Source organism: Paracoccus pacificus (genome assembly GCF_042680785.1).
GTDB lineage: Bacteria > Pseudomonadota > Alphaproteobacteria > Rhodobacterales > Rhodobacteraceae > Paracoccus > Paracoccus pacificus.
Window position 1 is genome coordinate 15,472 of the sequence record NZ_JBHUEN010000022.1, and the last position, 12,705, is coordinate 28,176.

Below are 12,705 nucleotides of genomic sequence, written 5' to 3' on the forward strand. Positions count from 1 at the left end.
CTTACCCCTTCACCGCTTTCACGATCTTCTCGGCCGCGTCCGACAGGTTGTCGGCGGGGATCACGTTCAGCCCGCTTTCGCGGATGATGCGCTTGCCTTCCTCGACATTGGTGCCTTCCAGGCGCACGACCAGCGGAACCTTCAGGCCGACCTCTTTCACCGCGGCGACGATGCCCTCGGCGATGATGTCGTTGCGCATGATGCCACCGAAGATGTTCACGAGGATGCCTTTGACGTTCGGATCGCTGGTGATGATCTTGAACGCCTCGGTCACCTTTTCCTTGCTGGCGCCGCCGCCGACGTCCAGGAAGTTCGCGGGCTCCGCGCCATACAGCTTGATGATGTCCATGGTGGCCATGGCCAGACCGGCGCCGTTCACCATGCAGCCGATCTCGCCGTCCAGCGCGATATAGTTCAGATCGAACTTCGAGGCGGCGAGCTCCTTGGGATCCTCCTCGGTCTCGTCGCGCAGCGCCATGATCTCGGGCTGGCGATACAGCGCGTTATTATCAAAGCCCATCTTCGCGTCGAGGCATTTCAGGTTGCCGTCGGTGGTCACGATCAGCGGGTTGATCTCCAGCATCTCCATGTCCTTTTCGACGAACATGCGATACAGGTTGCGGATCAGCGCCACGCATTGCTTGACCTGCTGGCCTTCCAGCCCAAGGGCGAAGGCGACGCGGCGGCCGTGGAAATCGGACAGGCCCGAGGCCGGATCGACGCTGAAGCTGACGATCTTTTCGGGGGTCTTGGCGGCGACTTCCTCGATGTCCATGCCGCCCTCGGTCGAGGCGACGAAACTGATGCGCGAGGTGCCGCGATCGACCAGCAGCGCCAGATACAGTTCGCGTTCAATGTCGCTGCCGTCCTCGATATAGACGCGGTTGACCTGCTTGCCGGCGGGGCCGGTCTGATGCGTGATCAGGGTGCGGCCCAGAATCTGGCGGGTCAGTTCCTCGGCCTCGGTCGGGGATTTGGCCAGGCGCACGCCGCCTTTTTCACCGGCTTCCTTTTCGGCGAAATGACCCTTGCCGCGGCCGCCGGCGTGGATCTGCGCCTTGACGACCCACAGCGGCCCGTCGAGTTCGCCGGCGGCGCGCTTGGCCTCATCGGCCTTGAGCACGACGCGGCCATCCGATACCGGGGCACCGTATTGCTTGAGCAGCGCCTTGGCCTGGTATTCGTGAATATTCATTCACCCAATCCCCTTTCAGGTTCCTTTGCAGGCCGTTTTTGCATATCAGACCGGCCCGAAAAACCGAAATCCAACGATTGGGCAAAGATTTGCCGGTTTGTGATCACGCCCAGAATACGTGTGATCACAAGCTCACGTGCGCGCGAGCGACCCCTCGCCGGTTGAAACCGGAATGCCGTCAGTTTACCAATGCGGACGGGTAAAAGGCGCGGCGATATCGGGGACAAGATGACGGAAACCGGACCCAGTTGGGGGGTCGTCGCCCTGGTCGATGAGCCCGCCGCCCTGACCGCCGCCTTTGTCGCCCATCATCTGGTGCAGGGCGCCTCCGAGGTGCATGTCTGCCTTGATCGCCCGGACGCCGAAACGCAGGACCTTCTGGCCGGGGTCGGGGATGTGCGGGTCTGGATCGCCGGTCAGGACGGCTGGGCCGACAGCTGGCAGAACCAGCGCCCGCTGCGCCATCAGGGGCGGCAGAAATACATGGCGACCCACGCCTATCAGGCCAGCCGCGCCGACTGGATGCTGCATTGCGACGCCGACGAGTTTCTTCATCAGGTAAGACCGCTGCGCACCGATCTTGCCCATTCCGACCCCAACAAGCATTGGCGGCGGCTTCTGGTGCATGAGCGGGTTTTTCTAAGCCGGGAAACCCCCGCGCATATCTTCAGCGGCCAGTTTCGCAGCGACTGGAAAGACAGAGGCGACGCGGCCTTCGAGATATACGGCTTTGGCGCGCGCTATCTGAACCGGGGATTGACCGGCCATGTCGCGGGCAAAGCGATCACCCGCACCGGCCACCCCTATGCGCTGGGGGTGCATTTCCCGCTGCGCGATTATCACGTCACGGTCAACGATATTCCCTATGCGCCCTCGAAATCGGTGTTTCTGATGCATTTCGACGGGCTGACGCCGCTGCATTACGCGCTGAAGATGCTGCGCCGGGAAATGACCGTGGTGAAGGGGCCGCAGGTCGCCTATGGCGATTACCGCCGGGCGCAGTACAGCGACATGGCGGCGGCGGCCGGTGATCCAAACGCCGTGCGCGACATGCATTGGCTGTGTCAGGGGCTGTCGCACCGGCAGGTCCGGGCGTTGTCGCGAAAAAAGCTGTTGCATGACGACGCGCCCGACATTCCCGGCGCGGTGCGGCAGGTTTTCGGCGACAAGGTGGACCTGAGCCCCGCCGCGTTCGACCGCGCGTTGATCCGGCGCGAACCCGAGCTTATCGCCCGGGCCCGCGACCGTTATGGTTTCGACGCCGAGGCCGTCAGTTCAGCCACAGGCTGACCAGCATCCCGTTGCCATAGAACAGATCGCCAAAGCGCCGCGCCGCCTCGAAAGAGGCGATCTTGCCGGATTCGAGATAGGGCAGCGCGCCCGCACCCTGAAACCAGTCGATCAGGTCGATGGGGCGCGGATCGGTGAACATCCTGCCGACGTTGATCCCGAAATTGCCGCGCCAGAAGGGCAGCAAGGTCCTGCCGTTCAGGATATCCTCGCCCTCGGTCAGCACCGCCTGCCACATCTCGCCGGTTTCGGGGGGCAGCTCGATCCCCATCGCCGATTGCTGGCGGGCGTTCGGGATCCATTCGGCCTGATTGTCGGTCTCGGTCTCCACCCGCTTCCAGAACGACTTGTTGGCCGCGAACATGGCCAGAAACTCGGATTTGGCCCGGGTCGCCTTTTCGACATTCGGCTGACCGCGCAGCGAGCGGACGATGACGGCGGCGGCATCGACAAAATCAAGCGGCACGTACATGCCGTACATCTCGCCCGCGGTCATGTAGCCGAATTTCTTCCGCGCCTCGGTGACACGGGCGATGGCCTCGGTCGGATCATAGGCCTGCACGACCGAGGACACGCCTGAAAGCATGTGGGTATAGGCCAGAAGCCAATCCGCATCGGCGCGGTCGAACCGCACCACCGGCAGCGCCTGCGCCTGATCATCGACGCCGATACCGCCCATCAGCGACGTCAGGATCGGCATCAGCGATTCACTGTCGTCGCGCACCCCGTTGCTGTCGATATCGAACCACAGATCATCCAGCGCGATGGTCAGGCCGAAATCGTCTTTTCCAAGCGGAACCAGCGCTTTGCGGGCTTCGATCATGCTGTTGTCCACGGCTACGAACAGCTCTTTCACCGATTCCGGGCGGAACGGTTTCGGGTCCGGGTTGGGTGGCAGCGGCAGCCGCAGCAGCGGCAGGTCGGACACCTGCGTGCTCAGATCCATCTGCCAGCGCAGTTGCAGGGCGGATTCGACGCCGGACAGGAATTGAACCCCGGCAAGCGCGAACCGCTGGGCATCGGTCGGGTCGGGCAGGGCGGCCAGCGACTTCGCGGTCGCCTTCAGCCCCTCGCGGCCGATCTGGGCGGAAATCGGATCGGGTTCGGGGGCGGGCTCGGCCGGCGGTCCCGACGGCACGGTTTTATCGTCGGCGTCTTCCGTGGCCGCCGCGTCCGGATCCCGGGGCATGTCAGAGGCGGCATCATCGCTTGGCGCTTCCCCGGCTGGCGCTTCGGTGGCGGGCGCTTCGGTGGCGGGGGCCTCGACCGGCGCATTCTCGGTAACCGGAGCCTCCGCCGGTGCCTCGACCGGCTGATTCTGCGTGACCTGCGCCAACGATACCTGCGCACCGAACAGCAGCGACGCCACCGCCAGACCCGACACCAGCGCCGACCGCCGCAGCTTGCGGTCGGCAACCAAACCGTATTTCGTCATTTCAACCGTTACCTCTGACTACCTGTTGATGATCGGGGTCATCCTACAAACTGAAAGTCCGAGGCGTCGATAGCGGATCGTTGCGTATTTTCGATAATGATCGCGATATTCGACGAATTGATCAGCACGTCGTCGCCGTATTGCCGGATCGACAAATCCTCATAGGATTTCGAACCGTCGTAAAGGCGGATATGGTCGATACCGTCTTCGAAATCCGTGATCCTGTCGGTGCCGGCATTCCGATAGAAGACGAACTGGTCGGCGCCGGCACCGCCGGAAAGCGTATCACGACCCGCACCGCCTTGCAGAGTGTCGTTCCCGTCCCCGCCGGACAGGCTGTCAAAGCCGCCTTCGACATCATAAAGGCTATCATTCCCAGCCCCGCCGATCAGCGTATCGTTTCCGGCACCACCATTAAGTCCGTCATCCCCCGACCCACCGTCGAGCGTGTCGTTTCCTTCGCCGCCATAAAGGTAATCACCGCCGTTCTCGCCCGACAGGCGGTCATTGCCGTTGCCGCCGTCAAGCCTGTCATATCCGGTCCCGCCGTACAGCGTGTCGTCGCCGTCGCCGCCATGCAATCCATCGACGCCGGCACCGCCGAAGATCAGGTCGTTGCCGCCATCGCCGTACAATTCATCAATGGGGCCGGCGCCGCCCTTCAACGTGTCGTTTCCCTCACCTCCGTAAAGGAACTGCTTCCAGCCCGACGTCGGCGAATCGGGGCCGCCATCAAGATAGTCGTTTCCGTTACCGCCGTATAAGCTATCGTCGCCGTAGCCACCGTAAAGCTTATCGTTGCCGTCCCCGCCATCCAGCCGATTGTCGCCGGCATGGCCGTAAATCGTGGTATCCTTCCATCCGCCGGTAAGGTCGGGAACCGCCCATGTCGCATAAAGAACCGGCGCGGTCGACGTGGCCAGAACCCTGTAACCTCCGACACCTTCATTGGTCATCTGGACGTCGACAAACCAACGTTCATTGGTATTGGCGGTTAACGTCAGCGATGTAACATCAGAACCGGTCGCCGACGCGATGATCGCGCCATCTGCGTTGCGGACATTCACAAGCACGTCCGCATCGGGATAGTCAGAACTGATGTAGCCGGTCACGTCGAACTTATATGTCGTCCCGGCGACTGCCTGAAACTTGAACCAGTCGCTGTCACCCGGTGCTTCGATATCGTAGCTGACGGGGTCGTCGTAGCTAACAAAGGCAAGGGTCTGACCGTCAGCCAGCGTTTCGGCGGTCAGAGCGTCGCCTCTGATATCATCATAATCCGACAGGATATAATAATTGCCGGTCTGGCCTAGCGGGCCATTTCCTTCCACGTCCAGATAATACCGCCCACTCTCAGTCGCCTTATAAACGATGGTCGGCGTCGGGTTGGATGCGCTTGATACAACGGTCTCGGTAACTGCGTTTCCGGCCGCATCCCGCAACGTTACCTTGATGTCCTTGGCGCCTCCGAAGCGTGTCGGATCCACCACCCACGTGCTGATAAGGCCGGCCTTCAAATCCTGGGCATACCAATCGCTGTCGTTTGGCGAGTCTATCGTATAGGGCCAATTGGTCTGGTTGGAGTTCGGCACGTTGTAGCCCTTGTCATCCGATATCTGCGTCACCGTATAATCGCCGACCCCCCCGGTCGCGGTGCCGACCTTCACGAACAGCGCCGTGGGTGCGGTGGCCGTATAGGTCAGATATTGCGCGCCCGCCGCGTCTTTCTGGGCTTCCTGCACCACATTGCCGTTGATATCGACCAACTGAACCGTTGGCATGAAGCCGGTTACCGGATCGGGATCGACGCGCCATTGATAGTCAAGACCGGCCTTCACGTTGGCGCGGAACCAGTCGGCGTCGCCGGGAAGATCTATCCTGCTTTCAAAGGCGGTCTGCGGAGAATTCGACAAAATCTTGTCGGTCCACCTGTCGTTGCGGATGACGTCCTCAGCACTGAGCGTCAGTATATAGGTGCCGGTATCGCCGCCCGAGTCGAACACATCCGCGAAAATCGTCCCCGATCCTTTCGGCGTGAAGCTCAGATAGGTCGAGTTGAAATTGTCGTTGATGTATTGAAACTGGACGACGCCGGCCGCGTTGCGCAAGGCCAGATCGGGGTCGGGCAGCGTCTCTGCACTGCCGGTGCCGATGAAGCGGAAACCATAGGTGATACCGGCCGAGGCCGCGAGCCTAAACCAGTCATGATCGCCTGTGGTTTCAAGTGCGGATCTTACCGTCAGACCGGGAAATATGTTGGCCTCGGTCGTGTCGTCACCTGGAATATCCGGCATCGTCAAACCCTTCCGTCAAATGGCAGACGGGGGCAAATCGGGTCATGCGGCCCTTTGGCATCGGTCTTGCCTGTGCGCGACAAGCTATGCGGTCATCAAATTCCAGTGCCAGCAAGACGGTCACCCGAGCGACCCGTCCGGTTAATGGTCAACAAGGCCGGGGGCCGTCCCCGGCTAATGACCTATCCTAACCGGAAAAGGCGCCGGCTGTATAGCCGGCGCCGTCTCTTGTCTTGACCGGAACCGAAACCGGATAGGCGGCTCAGGCGAACAGGAAATCCGAGGCGTCGATCTGGGACCGCTGGGTATCGTCGATATAGATGACGAAATTCGACGACTGGATCACTACGTAATCATTGTATTGCTCGATCGACAGCTGGTCATAAGATCTCGCGCCGTCGTCGATGCGGATACGGTCGAAGCCATTTTCAAAATCGTCGATCCGGTCGACGCCGCCATTTGCGGCAAAGACGAACAGGTCGGCGCCGGAACCCCCAATAAGCGTATCCCGGCCCGCACCGCCCAGCAGCATGTCGTTTCCGCTGCCACCGAAGATGATGTCGCGGCCATCGCCTCCGTCGAGCCTGTCGTTTCCGGCCCCGCCGGCCAACCGATCATTTTCGAGGCCGGCGAATAGCTGGTCATCGCCATTGCCGCCGTCCAGCACGTCCCGTCCGTCCCGACCTTTCAGGGTATCGTTCCCGTCCCCGCCATAAAGCTCGTCCATCATGTAGGCTGGGCCAGAGCCGCCTTGGCCGCCATCGAGATAGTCATTGCCGATATTTCCGAACAGCGTGTCATAACCGGCGCCACCGTACAGGGTATCATTGCCGCCGCCGCCGTCGAGGACGTTGTTACGCGAATGACCATAGATCGTAGTATCAAGGCCGCCACCCCTCAGGTCGGGATAGTCCCAGGTTGCTCGCAGCTCAGGTGCGGTGGAAATGGCGTTCAGTCGGTATCCTCCGGTTCCGTCGCCCGCCATCTGGATGTCTATGAACCAGGTTTCGGTGGCGCCCGCCTGCAATTTTAGCGTTGCGAGCGAGTCGCTTGCGGAATTGCCGCTATCCGAAGCGATGATTGCGCCGCTGGCATCGCGTATATTCATCACCATCGCGCCGGTTTCATACGAGCTGATCGCATTAAACGTATATGTGATGCCCTCTGTCGCCTGAAACTTAAACCAGTCGCTGTCGCCCGCCATTTCGATCCTGCTGGAAAAGTATTTCGGATCGACGGTTGCGCCGTCGACCAGAGTTTTGGTCGTATAGATGTCGCCCCGGATATAATCGTCCCAATGCGAATACATGTAGCGGCCGGTTTGACCAACGGACCCGTTACCCTCTACGTCCAAATAATACCGGCCCGCCTCGGTGGGGGTATAGATATAGGTCACCGTGGGGCTGTCCGGGCTGTTTACAAGGGTTTCACCCACCGCGTTCCCTGCGGCATCGCGCAACGTTACCTTGATGGCTGTGAACCCGTCCCAGGCCGGCGTTATCGTGAATTTCGAGGTCAGGCCCGCGCTCAGGTTCTCTTGCAGCCAGTCACTGTCCTGCGGGGAATCGATCCTCGAACTGTACGCGTAATCGGTTTCCGAGTGAGGCACGTCGGGGACCTCGTCGTACGACACCTGTGTCACCGAATAATCGCCGGCCCCGTTGGCGTTGCCGACCTTCACGAACAGCGCCGTGGGTGCGGTGGCCGAATAGGTCAGATACTGGGCGCCGGTCGCTGCGTCGGTTTGGGCTTCCTGCACCACATTGCCGTTGATATCGACCAGCTGAACCTGCGGCACAAAGCCGGTTGCCGGATCGGCGTCGACCCGCCATTGATAGTCGTAGCCCGCCTTGACGTTGGCGCGGAACCAGTCGGTGTCGCCTGCAACTTCAATCCTGCCGTTAAAGGTGGTCAGCGGAGCATCCGACACAAGTTGGTCGGTCCACCTGTCACCGCGGATGACATCGGTGGCGATGAACTCCAGATTGTAAATGCCGGTATCGCCGCCCGAGTCGAATATATCCAAAAAAATCGGACCCGACCCCGAGGCAGTATAACTGAAAATTGTCGGGTTGAAGGTGTCATTGATCACCTGTCGCTGGACGGTGCCGGTAAAATTGCGCAGCGCCAGGTCAGGATCGGGCAGGGCGCTCGCGCTGCCGTCAGTGATGAAGCGGAAGCCATAGGTCAGGCCGCCCTGAAGAGAGACCTTCCACCAGTCATGATCGCCGGTCGTTTCAAGTGCAGAGCTTACCGTCTGATTAGGGCGAATTGCGGCGTCGGTCGTGAGGTCACCTGGAATATCTGGCATCGTCAAACCCTTCCGTCAAATGGCAGACGGCGGCAAATCGGGTGATGCGGCCCTTTGGCATTGGTCTTGCCTATGCGCGACAAGCTATGCGGTCATCAAATTCCAGTCCCAGCAGGACGTTCACCCGAGCGACCCGTCCGGTTAATGGTCAAAAAGGCCGGGGCCGTCCCCGGCTAATGACCTATCCTAACCGGAAACGGCGCCGGCTGTATAGCCGGCACCGTCGCTTATCTTGACCGGAACCGAAACCGGATCGGCGGCTCAGGTGAAGAGGAAATCCGAGGCGTCGATCTGGGACCGCTGGGTATCGTCGATATAGATGACGAAATTGCTGGATTTCACCACCACATCACTGCCGGCCTGCACGATGGACAGTTGATTGTAATTCGTCGCGCCATCGTCGATGCGAATGCGGTCCAGACCGTTCTGAAAATCGGCGATATGGTCGGTTCCGCCATTCTGGGCAAAGACAAAGACGTCCCGATCCGCGCCGCCGAACAGAATGTCATTGCCGGCCTCGCCACGCAGCTGGTCGGCGCCGGCGTCCCCGTACAGCCGGTCATTGCCGGCACCGCCCAGCAGCAAGTCGTTGCCGTTGCCGCCCAGCAGCGTGTCATTGCCCTGATCGCCATACACCTGATCATTGCCGCCGGCGCCGTTCAGCCGGTCATTGCCGGCAAGGCCGCGGATCACGGTGTTGTTGTTGCCGCCGGTCAGGTTGTCGGCATTGTTGGTGCCCTTCAGCAGCGGGCTGGTCGACACCACAGACAGGCCGAAATTACCGGCGTCGGATGCATAATCGCCGTTCACGTCCAGATAGACCCGCCCGGTCGTGGTCGCCTGCCATGTGATGATGCCGGACTCGCCGGGCGTGACGTCGCTGACATAGTCGATCTGGTTGCCGTTCGCGTCCCGCAGCACCAGATCGACCGACCCCGAGGGCTGGCTGCCGACGCCGGAGATGCGGAAGTTATAGGTGACGCCGGATTTCGCATCGAAATTGTACCAGTCCGAATCGGTGGCGACGTCGATCTTGCCGTTGATGCTGCCGCCGTCGGCCAGATGCGCGGTCGTCGCGACCGAATTCACGATCCGGTCGCTGCCATGGGCCTTGACCACGTAACCGCCGGTGCTCCCGCCGCTGTCGTGGACGTCCAGCGCATAGCTGCCGCCGCTGGTCGGCGTATAGGTGATGGTATTGCTGCTATAGGAATAATTCGTCCCGCTTACCAGCACGTTACCGTTCGAATCGACCAGATCCATGTCGGGGGTCGAGACGCTGTTCGAGGTGCCGTTGCCGCTGACCGTGAAGCCATAGGTCAGCCCGGCCTTCATCTGCACCTTGATCCAGTCGCTGTCCGACGAGGTGTCGAGCGCACTTGCCATCTGGCCGTTCGGGGTTACCCCGGCGGTGGTATAGAAGTTGCGCATGATGGTGTCGTTGCCGAGCCAGCGCAGCACGAACCCGCCGTCATCGGAATCGCCGATATCGACGTAATAGCTGGCCGTCCGGTCCGAGGTGTAGTTGACGGTGAACGCCGATGAGGAATAGTTCGAGCTGCCCGCCAGAGTGTTGCCCAGATTGTCGCGCAGATACAGGTCGGGCGTGTCGGCGGGATTGGACGAGCCGTCGCGCGATACCTGCCAGGCATAGTCCAGGCCGACCTTCAGATTGACCTTGTACCAGTCGTTGTCGCCGGCGACATCGACCATGCCGGTCTTGGTCTGGCCGATGGCCAGGGTCTGGTTGGTCGCGCGGTCGTCACGGACCACGTCATTTCCGACCCAGCGCAGCACGTAATTCCCCGCATCGGTGTCGCCCGCGCCTACATCGACATAAAAGAACGCGGTGGTTCCGGCGTGATAGGTCAGGGAGATGCTGGACCAGGAAGAGTTGCTTCCCCCCGCAAGCACATCGCCGAACTGGTCACGAAGCCGCAGGTCGGGCGTGGGCAGCGAATTGGCGCTGCCGTCGCCTGACAACACGAAGCCATAATCCAGCCCTTGAAGCAGTTTCGCGCGGTACCAGTCCGAATCATCGCCCGCCGTCAGGAAGGACCGTTTGATTTGGCCGACGCCTATGGTCGCGTTGGTCGAGGTATTACCGGGAATTGAAGACATACAATCGCTCCGAAATCACATAACATTTCTGTTGGGTTACGGCAAAACCTGGCACCTTTCCGGTGCCGTTCCGCCCAGCCTGCGTGATCAAATTAGCGGCATTCGATTCAATATGAAAGTGCCGGGTTCTCGTCTGAAAACCCGGCACGATCTTAATGGCTTGATCAGTGCAGCGGGATCTTATCCCAGCGTCGGATCAATCGCCTTGCAGGCTTCGACCAGCCCTTTGACGGCCGAGACCGACTTGTCGAACATCTCCTGCTCGGCCCGGTCCAGCTTGATGTCGATGACCTTCTCGACGCCCTTGGCGCCGATCACCGTCGGCACGCCCACATACAGACCCTTCAGGCCGTAAGCGCCCTTGACATAGGCGGCGCAGGGCAGAACCCGCTTTTGGTCCTTCAGATAGCTTTCCGCCATCTCGATGGCGCTGGTCGCCGGGGCATAGAAGGCGCTGCCGGTTTTCAGCAGGCCGACGATTTCGGCGCCGCCGTCACGGGTGCGCTGGATGATCGCATCCAGTTTTTCCTGCGTGGTCCAGCCCATGTCGACCAGATCCGGCAGCGGAATGCCCGCGACCGTCGAATAGCGCGACAGCGGCACCATGGTGTCGCCGTGGCCGCCCAGAACGAAGGCGGTGACATCGCGCATCGACACACCGAATTCCAGCGACAGGAAGTGGCGGAAGCGGGCCGAGTCGAGCACGCCCGCCATGCCGACCACGCGTTCCGTGGGCAGGCCGGAATATTGCTGAAGCGCCCAGACCATCGCGTCCAGCGGGTTGGTGATGCAGATGACGAAAGCCTTCGGCGCATGCGCCTTGATGCCTTCGCCGACCGATTTCATCACTTTCAGGTTGATGCCCAGCAGGTCGTCGCGGCTCATCCCCGGCTTGCGCGGCACGCCGGCGGTGACGATGCACACGTCGGCGCCCGCGATGTCCTTGTAATCATTGGTGCCTTTGAAGGTGCCATCGAAACCTTCGGACGGCCCCGCCTCGGCGATATCGAGCGCCTTGCCCTGCGGGATGCCCTCGGTGATGTCGAACAGGACGACATCGCCCAGTTCCTTGATGGCTGCCAGATGGGCGAGCGTGCCGCCGATCTGGCCTGCGCCGATAAGTGCGATCTTGGGTCTGGCCATGAGAACCTCCGCCTTGCTGTGATCCACGAACTTCGGGCCGAGGGGTTAAGCCCTTGCCTCCCGCTGTGCAAGGTGTGATGAGACGAGAAGTTTCCGATCCGCCGGTCCAGATGCGGCAGCCCGCGGCGACGGAGGACCGGTTCGCGGGGGCGGAACGTGACGGATATGACCGTAGCAGGGTGGGTTTTTGCGGTTCTCGCGGCGGTCGCGGTGGGCATGTCGAAAGGTGGCTTGGCCATGGTCGGCACGATTGCGGTGCCGATCATGGCGCTTGGCATGTCGCCGGTACAGGCCGCGGGGATTTTGCTGCCGGTCTATGTGATCTCGGACATCGGCGGACTGATCGCCTTTCGCCGCAGCTTCAACCGGCGGGTCATCATCTCGCTTTTGCCGGGGGCGCTGGTCGGAATCGCGCTTGGCTGGGCCACGGCGCATCTGGTGCCCGAAAACCGGATCGGCGCCGTCGTCGGGGTGATCGGGCTGGCCTTCGCGCTGAATGCGCTGATCCGGCCGCGGCTGGAGGCGGCGGCGCGGGCGCCCGATTTCCTGCGCGGCAGTTTCTGGGGCGTGCTGACCGGCTATACCAGCTTTGTCAGCCACTCCGGCGGGCCGCCGTATCAGGTCTATGTCCAGCCGCTGCGCCTGCCGTCGCTGGAATTCGCCGGCACGACCACGGTGTTCTTCGCCATCGTGAACGCCGTGAAGCTGATCCCCTATGCCGCGCTTGGACAATTGTCGGGCCACAACCTGATGATCGCCGCGCTGCTGGGTGTTCCCGCTTTCGCGTCGGTCTGGCTGGGGGTGTGGCTGGTGCGGGTGATGCCGCAGAAATTCTTTTATCAGTTCATCACATGGGCGCTGCTTCTGGTGTCGCTGCGGCTTATATGGCAGGGGATCTAGGTGCCGCGCCGGCGCC

The 12,705-nt window shown here is 61.4% G+C and carries 8 protein-coding genes; 2 read left to right on the top strand and 6 right to left on the bottom strand.

All coding sequences use genetic code 11. The features are described 5' to 3' along the window. Position 1: 1 nt before the first annotated feature. Positions 2-1,195 carry an ADP-forming succinate--CoA ligase subunit beta gene (gene sucC, locus ACFSCT_RS09645; protein WP_379142271.1) on the bottom strand — a complete coding sequence of 398 codons (1,194 nt, stop codon included), beginning with the start codon at positions 1,193-1,195 and terminating at the stop codon, positions 2-4. Positions 1,196-1,423: 228 nt separating this feature from the next. On the opposite strand from sucC, the gene ACFSCT_RS09650 reads away from it, so the two are divergent. Continuing rightward, positions 1,424-2,485, top strand: a complete 1,062-nt coding sequence (locus ACFSCT_RS09650) for a glycosyltransferase family 2 protein (RefSeq protein ID WP_379142273.1) — start codon at positions 1,424-1,426, stop codon at positions 2,483-2,485. Here the strand turns inward: ACFSCT_RS09650 and ACFSCT_RS09655 are convergent. The 5 genes from ACFSCT_RS09655 to mdh form a co-directional block, all read right to left on the bottom strand. Beyond that, the gene (locus tag ACFSCT_RS09655; RefSeq protein WP_379142274.1) at positions 2,466-3,920 is read right to left on the bottom strand and encodes a hypothetical protein; all 1,455 of its coding nucleotides are present in this window, start codon (positions 3,918-3,920) and stop codon (positions 2,466-2,468) included. The genes ACFSCT_RS09650 and ACFSCT_RS09655 overlap by 20 nt on opposite strands. Before the next feature lie 38 nt (positions 3,921-3,958). Further along, the gene (locus tag ACFSCT_RS09660) at positions 3,959-6,214 is read right to left on the bottom strand and encodes a calcium-binding protein (protein WP_379142276.1); all 2,256 of its coding nucleotides are present in this window, start codon (positions 6,212-6,214) and stop codon (positions 3,959-3,961) included. Between the two features lie 262 nt (positions 6,215-6,476). Further along, complete coding sequence (locus ACFSCT_RS09665) at positions 6,477-8,525, bottom strand: calcium-binding protein (protein WP_379142278.1); 2,049 nt, start codon at positions 8,523-8,525, stop codon at positions 6,477-6,479. Positions 8,526-8,786: 261 nt separating this feature from the next. Further along, entirely contained in the window at positions 8,787-10,646 is a 1,860-nt protein-coding gene (locus tag ACFSCT_RS09670; RefSeq protein WP_379142279.1) for a calcium-binding protein, read from the bottom strand. Positions 10,647-10,826: 180 nt separating this feature from the next. Further along, positions 10,827-11,789 carry a malate dehydrogenase gene (mdh, locus tag ACFSCT_RS09675; protein WP_379142280.1) on the bottom strand — a complete coding sequence of 321 codons (963 nt, stop codon included), beginning with the start codon at positions 11,787-11,789 and terminating at the stop codon, positions 10,827-10,829. Between the two features lie 165 nt (positions 11,790-11,954). On the opposite strand from mdh, the gene ACFSCT_RS09680 reads away from it, so the two are divergent. Further along, positions 11,955-12,689 carry a sulfite exporter TauE/SafE family protein gene (locus ACFSCT_RS09680; RefSeq protein ID WP_379142282.1) on the top strand — a complete coding sequence of 245 codons (735 nt, stop codon included), beginning with the start codon at positions 11,955-11,957 and terminating at the stop codon, positions 12,687-12,689. The last annotated feature ends 16 nt before the right edge of the window (positions 12,690-12,705 follow it).